Below are 18,045 nucleotides of genomic sequence, written 5' to 3'. Positions count from 1 at the left end.
CCTTATTGTTCCAGTTGCTTTTCTTTTGAAAGCTCAAACGCACTATGTAATGCATTTACAGCCTCCACTAAATCAGTTTCTTTTACAAGAACCCAAATTGTCGTATGACTATCTGCCGATTGCAGAATTTGAATACCTTTTTCTGCTAAAGCTGTAACGATTTTCGCAGTAACCCCTGGGATTCCTGCCATTCCAGCTCCAACGATAGATACTTTGGCACAATGCTCTGTCACAATTGGCTCATATCCAAGTTGTTTCAACACTTCGACAGCACGAGCTGATACATTATCATTTACTGTGTAAGCTACACCAGTAGGAGAAATGTTAATTAAATCAACACTAATGCCTTCGTTTGCCATTTCTTTAAATACATGTTGTTGCAAATCATATGCCGTTTCTTTTGCAAGTACTTTAATTTGCGTTACGTTTGATACGTGGGCAATACCTGTAACAGGACGTTCTTCTACATCCTGCCCTTTTGTAGCACCATCGTATGCTGCAATAAGCGTACCTTCGCTATCAGAATACGTAGAACGTACACGAAGCGGTACTTTTGCATGCATCGCAATTTCAACCGCACGTGGATGAACGACTTTTGCACCTTGGTAAGCCATATTACAAATTTCGTTATACGTTACCGTTTGAAGATGACGTGCATCTTTTACAATACGAGGATCCGCAGTCATAACACCTTCTACATCTGTGAAGATATCAATAAATTCAGCATGAAGCGCAACACCTAATGCTGAAGCTGAAGTATCGCTACCTCCGCGTCCAAGTGTTGTCGTATCACCTTTTTTCGTTTGCCCTTGGAATCCTGTAACGACGATTACATCTAGATTTTCTAATTCTTCATGTATACGATCGCAATTCATTTCAACGATTTTTGCATTCGTAAAGTCATCATTTGTTACAAAACCAGCTTGTGCACCATTTAATGCCGCTGCTTTTATACCGTTCTCATTCAACATATTAGAGAAAACAATTGCAGAGATTAACTCTCCACATGATAATAATAAATCTTGCTCACGTTTAGAAATAGTAGATTCCTCTTGATTTACAAGACTTAATAACGTATCCGTTGCATACGGTTCACCTTTACGGCCCATAGCAGATACGACAGTAACTACTTTATATCCAGCAGCTAACGATTTTTTTATATGATGAAGCGCATGCTTACGTCCATTTTCATCACGTACTGATGTGCCACCAAATTTTTGAACAATTATTTTCATATTTTGCACCTTCTCTTAGCCGTTTACACTAATTGTAATTTTACTAAGCGCTCTGCAATTTGAACAGAATTCCATGCAGCGCCTTTTAATAAGTTATCAGATACGACCCAAAGATGGAATCCTTTATCGTTATTTAAATCTTTACGGATTCTTCCAACGAATACTTCGTTTTTACCTACTGCAGTAGCTGGCATTGGATATAACTGCTCTTCTGGATTATCTTGCAGAACAATACCTTCTGCATTTGCAAGTAAGCTCTTTAATTCTGCTACTGTTACGCCTTCCTTTTCTACTTCGATGTAAACAGACTCAGAATGCCCTGATACAACTGGTAAACGTACGCATGTTGCCGCTACTTCTAATTCAGGCATATGCATAATTTTTTTCGTTTCATTAATCATTTTCATTTCTTCAAATGTAAATCCATTATCTTGGAACTTATCAATCTGTGGAATCGCATTAAAAGCAATTTGGTAATGTTTTTTATCACCTGATACAGGTAAAACATTCGCCTTAGCTTCTTCGCCATTTAAGATTGCTTGTGATTGTTCATGAAGTTCTTCAATCGCTGCCGCACCAGCACCTGATACAGCTTGATATGTGGAAACGATTACTCGTTTTAAACCATATTGCTGACGAACTGGCTCAAGAGCTACTACCATTTGAATTGTAGAACAGTTTGGATTTGCAATAATACCATTATGTTCTTTTAAGTCGTTTTCATTTACTTCAGGTACAACAAGTGGCACGTTTTCTGTCATACGGAATGCACTTGTATTATCAACAACAATCGCACCGCGCTTTGCTGCTTCTGGCGCTAATTGTTTCGATACAGATCCACCAGCACTAAATAGTGCGATATCTACTCCTTCAAAACTTTCAGGAGTCGCCTCTTGAACTGTAAATTCTTCGCCTTTAAATACAAGTTTCTTACCTGCAGATCGTTTAGATGAAAGTAACGTTAATTTCCCGATTGGAAATTCTCGTTTCTCTAAAGTATTTAACATTTGTTCACCAACTGCGCCGGTTGCTCCAACTACAGCGACATGAAAAGTTTTTTGCTTTTCCATCACTATGCCCCTTTCTAGATACCAATCCTTCTATAACTTAGAATTAGAAGGAGTATACAATACCCCTTCTAATCTTAATAACGTTAATTTTATCATATTCTACAGTAAGAATGATGGTTTCATCAAAAATTGTCCGTTTTTTTTCGTTTTTTAATTCATATATCTGAATTTTTCTACGACAACCGGTTGCAATTGTTTTCCTTGTAGCGCTTCTAATACTGTATCTTCCAGTAGCTCCATACGAGCTACCATTGAGTTCGGTTTTTTCTCTGGTGCGTCTTGGCCGAATGGGACGAAGTAGATGTTTTTTGTGGCCATTAGGCGCATGAGGTTGACGCCAACAGGGTGATGACAATATAAATATTTCTTTTTCTTCTATTATATAATCATTTCACAGGCTGTAAATTTTTTTCATTTCCAAGCATGTATATCATATTCTTCGTTAATACAATAAATGAATTCAACGGTAAAGATAGGGATTTTATATATCTAATATTTACAATTTATGTTATGGTACAATATGTTAATTAATTACAATGATTTCTAAAAGGAGAATACATAATGAAAGCAAAAAAACTCATAGCATTAACAGTTCCAGTTCTATTATTGTTCGGTTGTGGGGTAGGAGATAAAGATTCTACTCCTAAGACTGAGCAAACCAGTAAAGCAATGTCGAAAACAGTAATATCTGAAAAACAGTATCCGTATTATATTTGTGAGCAACTGGTAGAGTTTCAATACAAGAAGGATTTAATAGTGTTAAAACTAGGAGAAGCTACAAAGAATAATAAGGGGTATAAAGATGTATTCAAAACAGCAGACGATATGGTTGAAGCCTTAGACCGTATGGAGAACATAGAAGTACCTGATAAATACAAAGACATTCATAGACTCATACAAGAAGGAGTAACAGATGCAAGAAAGGGAACAAAGTTAATACAAGACGCTAATAAAGAAGATGGACAGGAGATTCAACTAGCTATATTAAAAAGCGCTCCATATATGTCAGGTGTAGATGGAGAACAGTGGAAAGAAGCAATTTATAAGTTAAATCAGGAAACTAAGGATGCCTACGCCAAAGCACTTGATAAGCAAATGGAAGAACATACAAAGTAATAGAGTAACTTGTAATAATACATACTTGATATATTATTTGATTTAGGGGGCATCTTCATGAAGGTTGTACGCTCTATATTTAAAAGTTTTCGTTTAATAGGTCTGATTATAAAACCAATATTAAAGGCATTATCTAAAAGTAAATTTTAAATAACATAGCAATAAAAAGGAGCCAACTCATAAAGCAGTGTCCTTGATTCTTATGGACGAAGACGGATATAAGAGAGTAACTAATTAAAGTAAGGAATAACGTATATGAAAATTAAAGTATTACTAGCAAGCATAATCGGACTGATGCTCGTATGGTGTCTATCAGCTAAGGATACTATTACTATAGAAGAAGGGTTCACACATCAATTAGACTTTGAAAACAAGTTGAAAGAATACTCAAACGGTATGATTGAGATTGAGGATTCAAAGATAGAGTATCGTGAAAAGGAAAACGACAGGGTTTATTCCGCAAACTGGAATGGATTCACGATTTATTCAAAGATGGGTAAGAGTGATTGGGTATCAAACTCCGTTTCAGTTGCAACAAACATGAGAGTATTTGAGGATAAGACAAAATATGAACAGTATCATAAACTAATGGAATGTTTGATTCGTATTGCAGACACAAAACTATCTATAGAAGAGATAGATAAGTTAATCGCTAAAGGGGTAGACGAAAACGAGTCACCAAACACGTATGATTTTGGATATGATAGGTACGTAGGAAAAGACAAGACAAATAACATTAGTTTTACCATAACGGATAGAAAATGATAAGACCATAGTGATTGGTCTTATTTTTTTGTCTCCTTTTAACCAATAGCATTTTGAAAAAAACACGCTAAGCAACAAATAAAAAAAGCCGCCCAATTAAGGACGGCCCTTGTTTTTACTTCACATACACATAGGCTTCATTTGTTGTTACATAGTATGTTTTGCCTTTACTATTGTGTACTTTATATTGTGACGATCCATTGACAGTTACTTTCACATCAATTGTGAATCCTAACCCTGCATCTACAGAGCCAGCAACATCTTTATCCTGCCAAGATGGAGCATCATAGAAACGTAGATTGTTAACTTTTGAAACAACACGCTTTCCAACAATAGAAGAATCTACTGTGCTTTTCTTATTAAACTTCACATAAGATGAATCGTTCTTAATCCACTGATCTCCACCGAGATTTAACCAACCATCCTTTTCCGCCCACACAATATAAGATTCTGGTTTGTTTAGTTGACGAATCTTAGAATAGCTTGTACCTGGTCCTTTACGTAAGTTGACGTTGTAACCTTCAATATAAGCAATACCATCTGTTACAGCTACTGGAACTTCGGCTGGCTTAGATGGCTTGTCAGGTACAGAAACATCTACATTAGCATTATTATATGTGCGTTGCACATCTGCTCTAAATTGGGCTTCTGAAACGCCATGAGATTTTAAGTAATCAAGTGGATCTTCATGATCTGTACCACCAAGATACTTCGTAACATCGTAGTGAGTCCATAATCCTTTTTCTACAGATAATCCACGATCACGTAAGATTTTAGCTAGTAACTTTACGTATTTATCATAGCTGCGTTTGAATTTTGTATAGTCCGCAGTTTCGCATAATTCTACATGTACAAAACGTTTATTAGCAGAAGGACCACCCCCATAAGCAATGTACTTTGTATCAGCAATTTGGATTGTTTCATTCCAATCAACTGCATAATGAACGAATGCATTTCTCCATGTACGAGACTCATATTTTTGAATGTTGATAGCTGGCGCTTCTGGAGTGGCTGTAGAATGAGCTACAACACCCTCATATGCACCTACGCCATAACGGTATGGTTGTTTCGGTAAATCAGGAATAATAAGCGTTCTATCAGCAAAAGCGCTTGTTGCAATAGATAAAACTAAAATAACCGCAAAGACTACAGAAGAAATATGTTTTAATGTCTTTTTCATTTTTCATCAACATCCTTTTTCATAATTTTTGTGTGATCAAATAATCCGCTTGCTGACAGTCCAATGATGATTCCTTGAAATACATCTGTTTTTATATCTCCGCCCAAAAATAAAACGCCTAGCACAATGCCAAGCGTTACATTCAATAGCGGAACATATTTTGTTTGTAATCCGATTGTTTTTCCAATTTGCGAAAGACCTACTACAATGCCAATCATTACAGCTAAACTAACCATTACATACCACCTCCCTTCAAAAAGAAAGTGAGAGCTGCTCCTACAATTCCACCGACAATAAGTCGTAAAATCCAGGTAGTATTTGCGCTAATTTTATCTAGTTGCTTGTTGATATTATCAATATCTTTCTCGTTGCCTGTTGTACGCATTTCCAAACTTTTAATCTCTAATCTTATTTCCTTAATTTCTTGCTTGATTTCTTGAACATCACTTCTTACTTCTTGTAACCCTTCCACTTTGACCACCTCATTTCAAAATAAAAAGAGCAGCGAAATCGCTCCTCTATGCTATAAAATCCGTATTTTATTCAAATTAAAAACAGCTCATGGCTGCCCTATTTATTTACATGTATTTAGTTAATATTGATCCGCCGATAATGCTTTTTCTATCATTCTATTTTCTACTTCTTCCACATGTTCAATTGTTACTTCATCAGAAGCCCCCGGGCTCTTACCAGTTAGCTTTACATAATCTTCGGCACAGATAAGACTTACTTTATCGAAAAGCTCAATCTCGTAAACTCTACCACCCTTATTACATAAGTCACATGCAGTAGCAATCCGCATACTCAACGTGCCATCAGGGAGCCCCCAAACTTCAACTTTTGTATCTTCCTTGATACCGCAAAATTCTAGCATATCGTTTGGAATGCTAACTGTGACCTGATTTTCATCTTTCTTCAAATCAACTACTCTACCTAAGAATGGTGACTGTTCATTAGGTGGCATTGGACGCATAAACTTATCTGGATTCATACTCATCTTCCTCTCTATGTTCTAGAAGTCATATTTGTGAAATTAACATAATTCCATCTGCCATCATGGAAATACCATCCTGTACCTAAGCTACCATTTGTATAATGAATAGAACCTGCATTAAAACCAAAGTATCCACCACCTACGTTAATCCCATTACATTCAATTGATTGTGTCGTTGCAACAGGGTCCTTCGATTCAATCCGAAATCTATTTTCATTGTTGTAAATGTGACCGATGTAACTTCTACGTTCTCCACCGCCACGGGGATAAAAACTGAGTCCCGCACGATCAGTTCCAACGAGTGCCATCATTTCGCCATTGCTTATGATTTCAAGTGGCGCATTCATATAGTTCCATTTGTTCACATGATTGTGATAAATAACATTATCTTTTGTACCAAGCGCAATTGTAGAAAAAGGCAGTGTTCCGTTTACGAGTTCTCCATGTGTCGTATCCCAGTTATAAACGGAAGGAACGTCACCTTCCACCAACTGAACACCTGATACAGCAATTGCTTGCATATTATTTAAGAGCCCCTCGCCAAATAAATCAATATAAACATAACCATTTCCTTCTACATAGTTACTCGGCACAGTGAAGGTTAAAGCGTATCTTACTATTTTCCCAGTTTGAATGCTTGGTGCATCGTAAGTTTTTGATGCTCTTCCAAGCTCCACGGGAGTGTCACCGTTATATTTACCGAATACCGCTCTCATGATTGGCTTGTTTGTAATGTTTACACGATTATCATTGGTAGTTGCTCTGAAATGAGCCGACAATGTGTATTTCTTACCTGGTTTTACCCCTTCAAATAATGTAAATCGAATCCAATTTGACAAATCTATCCGCATCGGATTAACCATTGGCTCATAATTGTTAACCACTGGTTTCTCAATATATGGATTAGACATAATTGTCCATGTAGGACTGTATTCGATCTTCAAAAAGTAATTATTAAAAGTATTAAAAGAAATGTGTGAAAAGTCATGATCTGGAATGAGATTCTTCCTTGGTGTTACTGAAAATTTCTGCCCACGCTCATCTTCAAAAAAGAAGTCAGCCATTTTTGCTGTAATACCATTTTTATCAATTGTTACTTTATCACCACTGATTTTAATGACATCAGCGTCTATTCCTTTTGCTGTTAGCCATTGTACGATTGTATCCGCATTAATCTTCAACTTAGCAACATCGATTTGAATCTGTTCAGCTGTTTGGTTAATAGCTGAGATGATATTGCCTTTTTGGACGGTACTAGTAATTGCTTTTTCGGTTACGTCAATACGTCCCGCTTGTTTTTCTACATACGCTTTATCCGCATATCTTCCGTCAGCCTGTACTTTCGTATATACTTCGCTCTTTACTGCAGCAAGACTAATCCCCTGCGCATTGGCGGAAATAAGACGCTCGAATTCAGTTGTTTTCTGATTGTAATCTTGTGTAGCTACTTTATCAGCAATATCTCCAATCATTTTATCAACATCAGTTTGATCTTTTGGATGCAACCAAAATTCTGTAGCTACTTTACCTCGCTGTAACATAGGCATACAGAACCAAGCTCTACCATTTCTTTGTACGTATGGTCGAAACCTTACAAATCCAGTTCCTGCCGGAGCTTTAGCTGTACAAATAGCCCTGACCCAAGTATTAGTAATGATTTGAACTCTTTCCCTAGCAGTTGAAATTCGGGTTGTTTTATTCGATTGCCAAAACTCCATCTCGATAAATACACCATTATCAATAGGAACTTTTCCATCAGTGTTAAAGTAAGCAGAAATAACAATATCTTCATTAGGAGAACAATCTATAAATTGACTAAAAGCACCCCACCATACATCCTGGGTTTGTCCTGTAGTGTGCATAGAAAACGAATTGTATCCTTTATACTTTAGGTTAGGATCTATAGAGTGCCCAGTAGCCCAACCCCAGTATTTATTCCCTTGAGTAAAACCAGCGTCACGAATCTCATTAATAGACCCAAGACCGCCTACATAGTTCTCAACATCTCTCATTTTCAAGGTCAAATCAAGTGCGTCAGAATGTTGTTTGATTGTAGATTGAGCGTTAGAAATCTGTTTACCTTGTGCTGTTTGTGTTTCTTGTAACTTACTAACGTTTTGAGAAATACCTTCAGCGTTTTTCTCTACTGCTGTTACACGCTTATCAAATCCACCCTGATTATTTTCTACTTTTGTTACTGTTTCTTTGATTCCATCCACACTTTTTTCAATCTCAGTTGTTTTATTTGTTAGAGTATTTGCTTGCTTTTCTACACTTGTTAACTTCTCGCTCATTTTCCCAGCTTGCTCTTTAATTTCAGTTGTTGTTTTCTTAAGATCATTTGCAGTTTGCTGCACATCAGATATTGTCTTTTTTGTGCCTTCCACATTCGATTCGACCGTATTTAATTTATTACTAATTTCACTATCTTTTTTAGTTAACGATTCAATAGATAGTTTAAATCCGTTAGAATCCTGTTCAAACTTCGTTACCTTCTTATCAATTTCACCCTGTTTATTTTGCACATCAGAAATCGTACGACTAAAACCTTGTAAGCTTTCCTTCACTTCATTGACTTGTCCTGTGGCTTGATTTTTCGCTTCCTGAACCTTTTGGTTTAGCTCTTGTTTTGTGGATTCAATATTTTTATTGACTTGCTCAAGCGTTTCTTTCTTAACTGAATCCACATCAGGAACAACAGGATCCCATTTGCCATCCTTCCACAATTTCAAGATACCAGGCTTGCCTTTGCTGATATCTTGCCACAACGTTTTTCTATCCTTTAAGGATGCTGTTGGTGGATTTACGCCTTCAATAATATCAACGGTATTATTCTTCAAGTTTTCAGCCACTTGTTCAGCGATTTTCTTTGCTGCTTCCGATTCTTTTCGAATGACTTCTGTTTCTGTTACATTTTCTTGAAGTTTCTTATCTAACATATTTAGTAATTCTTTAGATGCTTTATTTGATAAGCTACCCATGATTTGTGCGTATAACCTATCGATAAGACTTCGTGTATCTTTAATTTCACGATAATTACCAAAGATATATTTATCTTTCGATGGATCAGTGTCACATTCATCTGCTGCTATTAACCTAGCTTCTAAGAAAAGTGGTGGACTAAACCCTGTATCTTTTATTCGTACCGTATCTCCTTTACGAACCGATTCATGAGATAAACCAAACACTTTTTCAAGCGCTACTGCACTTACTTCATATGAAGTAGAACTATCAATTCGCTTCTTTAATTCTGCTTCGGTTAACTGTTTGAGTCGTTGCTTCGTCATATCTTGATCTTCTGTTTGCGGTGAATACATATCGAATAAATGCTTGCCATCTTTTGACCAACGTTGCAAGGCATCATTATTTCCTACATAAAGTTTGCCATTGTTTATCTCTTCAAATGTGAGAAATTCGCCAGTTTCACTATTTTGTGGACCAACACCTACAAGAGCGGTTACTACATCTTGGCTACTCTCAATGCGCCGGATCCCTTGTACATCTTTTCCTAACAAGAATTCTTTTCCGTTGTCACGTCCTACTTTTTTTATTACATCTACATACCGACCGACAATAAAAGATCCCATTATTTCTGTTCTAAAACGAATCTCAAGTTCAAACGTAGATGCGATTTGTTTTAAGAGATCAAGTGGATTTGTAAAATCCTTAATATGAATAGTACGTATACCAACAAACTCAGTAATCCCACGTTTCCACTCTGTACCTTGTAAAGCAAAGTCCGTAGATTCATTGACTGTAGTAGCTTGTAAAGTTTGCGGTTTAATCACAGTCGCTTTCTTTAGCTTTGTATGTTCACCAAGTGCATAAATCTTTTTTGGACGACCTGTTGAATCTTGTTCTACTTCTGTAATAATGTATGAAACAAAAGTACCGTCACGAGTTTGTTTAACGACAAGGTTTTGTTGTATAAGTGATGCCGCTATCTTTGTACCATCAGCTGTTGTGAACTCAAATTTATCTTTGTTATCTTTAAGCTCCCATTGGCGTAAATCATCCCAATAATCCTGTTCTTTGATAACACCTATGATTTGTTCTGTTTTAAAATCCACAATGTGTAATAGATTATTTGCTTTACTCATCTGTAACGCTCCCTATATGTGACATCTACTTGTCCAATGTTGTTTGGGGATATTTCGATTTCATTCTTTCCTTTTTCAATACGTATATAGTCACTCATAAAATCCTTTATATTTATCGCATCTGCTCCGTTAATACGAATACTTGCATCCGATGAATCGATTTCTACAAGATCTCCTTTTTGAACAATATAAGGTATTTGACGTTCTGTATTGCTGTTTACTTTTTGCACTTTAATATCATGTACAGCCGCAATTAATGATGGTGCATCATTAAACGAGCATATATGAACAACAATTTGAGCTACCTTTTTCATAAAGCTATTGCCCGTATCCCACCATTGGGCAAATTTTTCTGTATGATAATTTCCTTTTTCATCGATTAAAGCAATATCACCTTGCCAATAATTTCCCACTCGTGCAATGTGTAGACGTCCATAAAAATCATTCCATGTTGTACGATAATAACCAGTTTCTGCTATAATCAGATGATTGTAGTCACCGTTCCCTGCCATAACCTCACCGAAATTCTCGCTAGAATTTCTATATGCATCAAACATACCTACTTTTCCAACTACAACACTGTTTTCATCTAATAAATAAAGTTCTACCCGTCCCATAGTTGCAGGGTTTAAGTTTCGACATTCAACTATTGCATCAAGTGTGAAATCTTGTAGCGGTCCTCCTGTAATGCTTCTTTTCACTGCTGGTCCATGCCAAAATTGCCCTTGACCGTAATCAGATGGCATGATACGTGCGCCATCCGCTATCATTTTCCCTGCTACGATTCCGTAATCTGAAACAAAATCCTTTCCCACTTCCGTCCAACCCACTAGAGAATTCGCTTTATCATGCATAACCAATTCATACCTACTTATTGGCGTTTCATCTATCTTAACTGGATACCCTATACGAAAATGTTGACCTCCATTTTTATTTATAATATCGATGAATGTGGACGGATTCTCTACCTGTATCTTGAATTTCGGTTCTGAAAATACACTTCCCTCATTCAAAGCATCCATTTTAATCATATTATTTGGTTCTAGTTTTGCTTTTGCATTTCGAATTGGTCCTAATTTATAAGGCATTGGACAAATGAATTTGATTGTTCCTATTCCAAGTGTTACAAATTCATCTGGATCAAAGCTATCATCCACAACTGCTAAATACGTTCTGTTTGGTTCTACATCAAAAATAAGTTCTGTGGGTTGATCTGTTATTAGCCAACTTGCAATTTCTTCTTTCAGCTTTTCTAAGTTAGATCCATCAGGCACTATAATTCCTACCGGAATAGATAAAACGCGCATTTCTGTTTGTGTGTTTAACAATCTTGCGCCTGGATATCCTGGAACGTTTAGAAAATTTCGTTTCAATGGTGCCCAAGTAGGTCTTTTCCATCCTTTCGCAATTTGAATAAAGCCTTTACGTATTTTGTTAAATGTAAAAGAACTCATGTTGACACCTCATTTCTTTATAAAATAAAGAAACCCAAACCTAAAAGGCTGAGTCTCTTTGTTTTTCTCTTTCTTGGTACTCGGTAGTATATCGATACGTACCACGCGCCACATCTCGCCCCTCTATAACAACAGGAACTTCTACAACCAAATCACCGCCAAGCATCGGAATTGCTCCGTCACCAGATGATCCAAATGAGTTATTAAATACTTGATTTGATACACCACTTGTCATAGCCTGTTTGCTATTTGACATATTTCCATACACACCACTCATAACAGACTTTAAACCCGATAATTGACTCACAGAACTAGCCATCATACGGCTCATGTCACCCATTAATTGATTTATTTCTCCCGGCATAGCAAATTGTTGTCGTGGCATGGCTGCTGCGATTCCTGCACCAATAGACCCAAGTGTCTTTTTATTTAAAGGCAATACCGCTTCTGGTCCAGCTTCACCAGCACCTTGTAGATTTCCACCCATCATTCCAAAGATAGTTGGTTTAGTGAAGATACCACCTTTTGCACGCCAATCAATATTAATTCCTGATGGATAAGTAACATCTTTACCTAAAACGTTTTTCGTACTTGTTTGTAAACTAAAGTGTGGAAGAGGTGGCATTTCAGGCTTTGGAATTTTTAATTTTAAATCACTAAAGAATCCCTTAATCTTCCCAATAAATTCTTCTACCTTACCAACTGCTTCTTTGATTGGATCGATGATGTTACGTTTAGCCGCATCGAATTTTTCTTGTGCTGCATTCTTTACAGCATCAAATTTTTCTTTCGCTGAATTATATAGATCAGTAAATTTTTGTTTGGCTTGATTATACGTTTCAGTTACTGGATTAATTACGTATTGTTTCACTAAATTCCAAGCTGTAAGTGTATAAGATTTTATCGTTTCCCAATTACTTAATATCCAATTAGCTAAATCTCCAAGTTTTTGCTTGGTTGTATTCCACAACTCTTGGACAGGTTGAATAACGTACTGTTTTACCAAACTCCACGCTGCTGATGTATATGATTTTATTGTCTCCCATTGTGAATTTAGCCATGAAACTAAATCACTGAACTTTTCTTTTACTAAGTTCCAAGTGTCTACGACTGGTTGAATGATATATTGCTTAAATAATCCCCAGGCTACTTGTGCCACAGCTTTTGCAATTTCCCATTGTGTACCAAGCCAAGTAACCATTTCACTGATTGTTGTATTCATCCAATTGTAAGCTTCTTGAATTGGTTGAATAATATATTGGCTTATAGCTGCCCAGGCGATTTGCGCTCCTGCTTGAATAAGTAGCCAACCTGCTTCTAAAACTGTTGCGATAAATGAAATGATTGGATCTAAAACGGTAACAATGGTATTCCAAGTGTCTTGCCAAGCTTGTACGAGTGTTCCCCACAGTTCAGAAGCTGTTGTAACTAAAGAAGTCCACCAAGAGGAAGCTGTTTCAACAATTCCAGACCACAAACTACTAAAGAATTCGCCTATCGGATTAAAGAAACTATGCATCATTTCTGTGAATGAAGCCCAAGCTCCTGAGAAAAATTCGACAATAGAATTCCAGGTACTACTACATATCTCGCCTATTCCTATCCATAAATCGCTAAAAAACTGACCTATTGGATCAAAGAATGAATGCATTGTTTCTAAAAATGAATTCCATGCTTCACTAGATGATTGAACGATACCGTCCCAAAGTTCTATCAAATATTCTTTAATAGAATTCCACGTTTCTATTGTCCAATTTTTGATATCGTCCCAGTTTTTATAAATTGCAATACCTATGGCAGCTATAGCAGCTACGATAAGGGGAATAGCTGCAACAATACTAGCCGCTATAGCTGCTCCGACCCCAAAGATACTCATGACCGTCACAACTATAGGCGCAAGTGCCATAATCGCACCAGAAATCACACCGATAGCTACCCCAATAGCTGCTAATGTCGCTGCTAATTCTGGATTATTAGAAATCCATTCCGCAAATTTAGAGACTAGATCTGCTACAACTCCAAGAACCGGTTTCAGCGCCATCTGTAAATCACCCATTGCTTTTTGAAATTTAACGGCTGGACTTGCATCCATTTTTTTAATAGATTCATTCAATTTATCCTGATTCTTCTGGAAGTCTACGGTTTTTTCTGAAGCACTTATTAAAGTGTTAGTTAAATTTTGTCCTTGATCTTCAAACATAGTGGCTAGAACTTTAACCCCCACTTGATTTCTTTTTACTGGATCTTCTATCCCTTCAATTGCTTTAGCTACTTCTACCATAGCTTTCGAACCATCACTTCCACCTTTAGCGACAGCTGCACCCCACTTTTCTATTTGTTCTGTGGCAATACCAGAACCCTCTAGCGCTTCTTTCAAAGCCTTATCCGCACCTTGAGCAAATTCAGTTAATTGAACCCTTCCTTCTTTAAGCCCATCTAAGAGATTATCAATCATTTATATTCAACGTGATTCGCAACGTCACGCCCGTTCTCTTATGAACTGCTATACGTCACCGCATAGATTAGACTATATCTTCAACTACTTGAGTCGCTCCCCATTTCGAGTGCCATTTGCTTACACCCTACGTCTTTCGACTAGTCGTTGCACGTTCCTTAATTAAAAGGCTTCGCTCAGTATTGTCTCATTTGAGAGTTTCACTGAATTAAAGGAGTTTTTCATTGTATGTCACCATACAAGGGAACTATAATCTAATTCCAACTACCTGTTTCAACGCCTGCTTCCATAATCGCTTGGACTTCTTCAGCTTTAAAACCTGCACGAGTCAGCTGACTTCCGTATTCGGCAATGATATCTAGTTGTTCTGGTGGAAATCCCATTTTTAACAATGCATCAACCATGCCAAGGGCACTATCTTGAGTTATCCCTAATTCATTTCCTATTTCATATGTTTCTTGGATTAACTCTGTAAAATCTATACCTTCATAAGATGTTGCAATTACCGCTGCCCCTTTTACTATAGATGCGTTAGCTTCATCGCTAATATTTTTATTTAAAGCCCATTGCCTGCGCACGCCCTCTAAAGATGCTTCAGCATCAACGCCATAAGTAGTGACACCTCTAATAGCTTCTTCTACTGACTTTTTGGAGGACTCAGGTACATCAAAAGTAATATCAATCTTTGTTTTTAACTTAGACATATCAAGTGCTTTTTCGATTGTCCCGGCAATTCCACCACCAGCTACCATTGCACCAAGTACGTTTTCTAAGCCAATATCTAATTCTTGAAATTCTCTTTCCGTCCTTTGGGCTTCTTGCTGTAAATCTCTTAATTCATTTCGAACTTGTTGTATTGAATTACCAGCATCCACAGATCGTAACGCTCTTTGTAACTTTTCAATATCCGCTTCAGTTCCTAATGCTTCACGACCAATAATCCCAATTGCTTGTTCTAATTGGCGACTTGTAGCTGTTCCGCTTTTAATTGCATTTACAAGACGATTACCTAATGCACTTGCAAAATCATCAACGCTTTTCCCTGTAGCACTAAACAACGTTTCTAATTGTCTTGTTGAACTCGCTACATTTTCTTGTTCAGCTTTCATATTTCCAAGTTTATTTTTCAGACCATCAAGTGACCCTTGTGTAAATTCAATTTCACGCCTAAATGCACGATATTGTTCTTCGGAAATTTTTCCGTTTTGGAATTGAGCTTGTACTTGCTGTTCCGCTGCTTTCAATTTATCTAGCTTTTGCGTTGTATTTTCAATTTGTTGTGTAAGTAATTTTTGTTTTTGCGCTAATGCTTCCACATTACCAGGATCAAACTTTAATAAGCGCTCAACATCTTTAAGCTCTTTGGTTAAATCATTACTCCGTTTATTTACATCTTTTAAAGCATTTTGAAGTCCTGTGGTTTCTCCGTCAATAGAAATAGTAATCCCTTTAATTCTTCCTGCCATTTTCTCACCTCATTTCTTAGAACGCATCGTAATCTTTTTGATTTGCTTTTCTAACTTTTTCTTTGTCTGGATTCTCCATTTCAGCGAATTCAGCAATGTAATCAAAACAATCACCAATTGTCATATCTTCTAAATCCCAACGCGTTAATTTCGCTTTATAACAAAGAGCAAGGAACAAATCAGTGGTTAATTCTTCATCACTGAATATCCCTTGCTCTCCATTGTTTTCTTTTATTTTTTTTTTGCTCCCATAGTGACTTGAACTAGTTCCATTATTTCTGGCATGATTTCTTCAATTGGGAATTCTTCAAATTCATCCAGCCACGTCATAGGATCAGGAATACTTGAATCAGCCGTTTTAGCGAATAACCAAGTCAAATCATAAACAAGCTCAAAGTCCACTTTACTTAAATCAAGATTAGATGTATCGATAGGTTGTTGTGATCCATCTGACGAAGTTAATGTACTAATTGCTCCTAACCCCATCATATCTGCAAATAAATTACGTCTGAATTGTGCTTTATATCGTTTAACTGTTGCTGCTGTACTTTTTAATCTGACTTGTTTTCCATCTATTGAAATTGTCTTTTCCATCTACTTATGCTCCTTTCGGTAATGCAGGTACTTTTGTATACACTTTTTTGTACCAATTATCATAAATCGCTTGTTTTGATTTAGTAGTAGTTTTCGTTTTAACCATACGTTTTCCGTTAATATCAATAGGGCTTGATACAAATTTAAGTTCATTTGTATTTGGCTCCGCTGAATTTGTTTTCGTTTTAGATGCAAGTGTTGGACGACTTGCTGAACAGTTAAACATAACGTGGCGCGTTGCTCGTACATCACCATCAAATTCAAATAATAATGCAAATGATTTCCCTTTCGCGTCAGCTAATTCGTTTAACACACCGTCTTCTTCGTCTAATTCCTCTCCTAATGCATCAACAGCAAATTGTTCTGGAATTGTCGCGATGGATAGCGTTCCGTCATAACCTTGGTTATTACTTGCCGCATAGTAAAGCATGTCATCCGCGTAGAATTCAATTAAATCCCCTCGTGGATCAAACGTTAATTCAACTGCACCTGGTAATGGAATCGGTGTGCTAAATGTGACTACACCACCTTTAATATCGAAAAGTGCATAATGGACATTTTTCAAACCAAAAGCTACTTTGTTTTCATTCATTTATATCAACCTCGTTTCATAATATTTTTGATACAACTTTTCAGATTCAATAAAAGTCCCATACGATTCATAAGGGATATCATGATCGTCTAGGACCTTCTCTAGCTTGGCTTCCGCAACTAAATCTTTTTTAGTTGTGTAAAGCTCTATATTCAAATCATTTATCTTGTGGTAAACCTTGTTATCAGCCATTAAATTTGCTGATCCATCCACAAGAAAACAGATATAAGGCGGTGCCGGAACTGGATTATTTAGCGTTGCTGTGAAATGCGAATAAGCCACAGGATAACCGGTAGCTTCAAGAATTTTTGTTAATTCACCTAATATCATTGTTGAACCGCCCTTTCGATACGTCTTGGAAATTCGTCAATTACATACTCTTCAACTGGACGAATATGAACTTGTGCTGGAACTCGACCACCACCGACTTTCACATGTCCCTTTTCTAAAAGATGTGTTAATTGTCCTTTTGTATTGTGGACGACAACGCTATTACCTTCTTTTTTCTTACGCCACCCTTTACGATAAGCACCTGTTTTTTTAGGGCCACTTTGTCTTAATTTACTTACAGCAAGATCGGCTACTTCTTCTTGTGCTGTCAACAATTCTTCTTCCACAACATGTGCATATCTTTGTAATTCTCTAGCAAGATCACTCGCAAAATCATTCATATCAAGTATGCTCCTTTGCGATAATAGTCAATGTTTGATACATTTCATCATCATTCATTGGCGGTTCGATAATATCAAAGATACGATTTTTCATATTAACTCGCATTTCTTCTGTAATTCCTGATGTATAAGGGATTACAAAACGATAGATCCGAGTAGCTTGTGAAGCTGAAGCTTCAATATACTCAGACCCTTTTACCGTTTTTATCATTGACCATGCTTTTTTAACTTCTTGCCAAGATGTTTCGATTACTTGGTTTAATTCATCTTTTATTACTACAGGTTGTTCAATGCAAATTCGATTTCTAAAATCACCTGTATTCAATGGCTTTTTATACTGAAAAGGACGCATA

At 36.7% G+C, this 18,045-nt stretch carries 15 protein-coding genes and 3 pseudogenes; 2 read left to right on the top strand and 16 right to left on the bottom strand.

Annotation, left to right across the window (positions count from 1 at the left end; genetic code table 11):
* Positions 1–2 precede the first annotated feature (2 nt).
* The 3 genes and pseudogenes from dapG to spoVFB form a co-directional block, all read right to left on the bottom strand.
* Positions 3–1,235: an aspartate kinase gene (gene dapG / locus JDS98_RS23200; protein WP_000692465.1), complete on the bottom strand. Its 1,233-nt coding sequence runs from the start codon at positions 1,233–1,235 to the stop codon at positions 3–5.
* A 23-nt stretch (positions 1,236–1,258) separates the two neighbouring features.
* Complete coding sequence (gene asd, locus JDS98_RS23195) at positions 1,259–2,305, bottom strand: aspartate-semialdehyde dehydrogenase (protein ID WP_000414844.1); 1,047 nt, start codon at positions 2,303–2,305, stop codon at positions 1,259–1,261.
* A 150-nt stretch (positions 2,306–2,455) separates the two neighbouring features.
* Positions 2,456–2,644 (bottom strand): annotated as a pseudogene (spoVFB, locus tag JDS98_RS23190) (dipicolinate synthase subunit B); the annotation flags it as partial.
* A gap of 222 nt (positions 2,645–2,866) precedes the next feature.
* Here spoVFB and JDS98_RS23185 point away from each other — a divergent pair.
* Both JDS98_RS23185 and JDS98_RS23180 read left to right on the top strand, forming a co-directional pair.
* Positions 2,867–3,421 carry a hypothetical protein gene (locus tag JDS98_RS23185; RefSeq protein ID WP_199634377.1) on the top strand — a complete coding sequence of 185 codons (555 nt, stop codon included), beginning with the start codon at positions 2,867–2,869 and terminating at the stop codon, positions 3,419–3,421.
* Between the two features lie 255 nt (positions 3,422–3,676).
* The gene (locus tag JDS98_RS23180; protein WP_199634376.1) at positions 3,677–4,186 is read left to right on the top strand and encodes a hypothetical protein; all 510 of its coding nucleotides are present in this window, start codon (positions 3,677–3,679) and stop codon (positions 4,184–4,186) included.
* Positions 4,187–4,301: 115 nt separating this feature from the next.
* On the opposite strand, the gene JDS98_RS23175 is transcribed toward JDS98_RS23180, so the two are convergent.
* The 13 genes and pseudogenes from JDS98_RS23175 to JDS98_RS23115 all read right to left on the bottom strand — a co-directional run bounded on the left by JDS98_RS23175 (position 4,302) and on the right by JDS98_RS23115 (position 18,044).
* The gene (locus JDS98_RS23175; RefSeq protein WP_199634375.1) at positions 4,302–5,366 is read right to left on the bottom strand and encodes an N-acetylmuramoyl-L-alanine amidase; all 1,065 of its coding nucleotides are present in this window, start codon (positions 5,364–5,366) and stop codon (positions 4,302–4,304) included.
* The gene (locus JDS98_RS23170; RefSeq protein WP_199634374.1) at positions 5,363–5,602 is read right to left on the bottom strand and encodes a holin; all 240 of its coding nucleotides are present in this window, start codon (positions 5,600–5,602) and stop codon (positions 5,363–5,365) included. Before JDS98_RS23170 ends, JDS98_RS23175 begins: the two co-directional genes overlap by 4 nt.
* Entirely contained in the window at positions 5,602–5,838 is a 237-nt protein-coding gene (locus JDS98_RS23165; RefSeq protein WP_097887841.1) for a hemolysin XhlA family protein, read from the bottom strand. Before JDS98_RS23165 ends, JDS98_RS23170 begins: the two co-directional genes overlap by 1 nt.
* A gap of 120 nt (positions 5,839–5,958) precedes the next feature.
* On the bottom strand, positions 5,959–6,357 hold the full coding sequence (locus tag JDS98_RS23160; RefSeq protein WP_199634385.1) for a hypothetical protein: 399 nt from the start codon (positions 6,355–6,357) through the stop codon (positions 5,959–5,961).
* A gap of 14 nt (positions 6,358–6,371) precedes the next feature.
* Positions 6,372–10,460 carry a phage tail spike protein gene (locus JDS98_RS23155; RefSeq protein ID WP_199634373.1) on the bottom strand — a complete coding sequence of 1,363 codons (4,089 nt, stop codon included), beginning with the start codon at positions 10,458–10,460 and terminating at the stop codon, positions 6,372–6,374.
* Positions 10,457–11,914 (bottom strand): distal tail protein Dit, encoded by a 1,458-nt coding sequence (locus JDS98_RS23150; RefSeq protein WP_199634372.1) that lies wholly within the window; start codon positions 11,912–11,914, stop codon positions 10,457–10,459. Before JDS98_RS23150 ends, JDS98_RS23155 begins: the two co-directional genes overlap by 4 nt.
* Positions 11,915–11,954: 40 nt before the next feature.
* A pseudogene (locus JDS98_RS23145) lies at positions 11,955–14,366 on the bottom strand (phage tail tape measure protein); the annotation flags it as partial.
* A 260-nt stretch (positions 14,367–14,626) separates the two neighbouring features.
* Positions 14,627–15,835 (bottom strand): annotated as a pseudogene (locus JDS98_RS23140) (hypothetical protein); the annotation flags it as partial.
* Between the two features lie 231 nt (positions 15,836–16,066).
* Entirely contained in the window at positions 16,067–16,429 is a 363-nt protein-coding gene (locus tag JDS98_RS23135; protein ID WP_098139953.1) for a hypothetical protein, read from the bottom strand.
* A 4-nt stretch (positions 16,430–16,433) separates the two neighbouring features.
* Positions 16,434–17,021 (bottom strand): major tail protein, encoded by a 588-nt coding sequence (locus JDS98_RS23130; protein WP_199634369.1) that lies wholly within the window; start codon positions 17,019–17,021, stop codon positions 16,434–16,436.
* Entirely contained in the window at positions 17,022–17,351 is a 330-nt protein-coding gene (locus JDS98_RS23125; protein ID WP_199634368.1) for a hypothetical protein, read from the bottom strand.
* On the bottom strand, positions 17,348–17,692 hold the full coding sequence (locus tag JDS98_RS23120) for an HK97 gp10 family phage protein (protein WP_199634367.1): 345 nt from the start codon (positions 17,690–17,692) through the stop codon (positions 17,348–17,350). Before JDS98_RS23120 ends, JDS98_RS23125 begins: the two co-directional genes overlap by 4 nt.
* A 1-nt stretch (position 17,693) precedes the next feature.
* Positions 17,694–18,044 carry a phage head closure protein gene (locus JDS98_RS23115; protein WP_097872884.1) on the bottom strand — a complete coding sequence of 117 codons (351 nt, stop codon included), beginning with the start codon at positions 18,042–18,044 and terminating at the stop codon, positions 17,694–17,696.
* Between the last annotated feature and the right edge of the window lies 1 nt (position 18,045).

The sequence above is a fragment of the Bacillus cereus group sp. N11 genome (assembly GCF_016483605.1).
Classification (GTDB): domain Bacteria; phylum Bacillota; class Bacilli; order Bacillales; family Bacillaceae_G; genus Bacillus_A; species Bacillus_A toyonensis.
This window is presented reverse-complemented; position numbering and strand designations above follow the sequence as displayed.

Excerpts from the sequence above, each read along its gene's own strand:
- JDS98_RS23125 (WP_199634368.1), bottom strand. The coding sequence starts at position 17,351 with ATGATATTAGGTGAATTAACAAAAATTCTTGAAGCTACCGGTTATCCT.
- JDS98_RS23155 (WP_199634373.1), bottom strand. The coding sequence starts at position 10,460 with ATGAGTAAAGCAAATAATCTATTACACATTGTGGATTTTAAAACAGAA.
- JDS98_RS23175 (WP_199634375.1), bottom strand. The coding sequence starts at position 5,366 with ATGAAAAAGACATTAAAACATATTTCTTCTGTAGTCTTTGCGGTTATT.
- dapG (WP_000692465.1), bottom strand. The coding sequence starts at position 1,235 with ATGAAAATAATTGTTCAAAAATTTGGTGGCACATCAGTACGTGATGAA.
- JDS98_RS23130 (WP_199634369.1), bottom strand. The coding sequence starts at position 17,021 with ATGAATGAAAACAAAGTAGCTTTTGGTTTGAAAAATGTCCATTATGCA.
- JDS98_RS23120 (WP_199634367.1), bottom strand. The coding sequence starts at position 17,692 with ATGAATGATTTTGCGAGTGATCTTGCTAGAGAATTACAAAGATATGCA.
- JDS98_RS23185 (WP_199634377.1), top strand. The coding sequence starts at position 2,867 with ATGAAAGCAAAAAAACTCATAGCATTAACAGTTCCAGTTCTATTATTG.
- JDS98_RS23170 (WP_199634374.1), bottom strand. The coding sequence starts at position 5,602 with ATGGTTAGTTTAGCTGTAATGATTGGCATTGTAGTAGGTCTTTCGCAA.
- asd (WP_000414844.1), bottom strand. The coding sequence starts at position 2,305 with ATGGAAAAGCAAAAAACTTTTCATGTCGCTGTAGTTGGAGCAACCGGC.
- JDS98_RS23115 (WP_097872884.1), bottom strand. The coding sequence starts at position 18,044 with ATGCGTCCTTTTCAGTATAAAAAGCCATTGAATACAGGTGATTTTAGA.
- JDS98_RS23180 (WP_199634376.1), top strand. The coding sequence starts at position 3,677 with ATGAAAATTAAAGTATTACTAGCAAGCATAATCGGACTGATGCTCGTA.
- JDS98_RS23150 (WP_199634372.1), bottom strand. The coding sequence starts at position 11,914 with ATGAGTTCTTTTACATTTAACAAAATACGTAAAGGCTTTATTCAAATT.
- JDS98_RS23135 (WP_098139953.1), bottom strand. The coding sequence starts at position 16,429 with ATGGAAAAGACAATTTCAATAGATGGAAAACAAGTCAGATTAAAAAGT.
- JDS98_RS23160 (WP_199634385.1), bottom strand. The coding sequence starts at position 6,357 with ATGAATCCAGATAAGTTTATGCGTCCAATGCCACCTAATGAACAGTCA.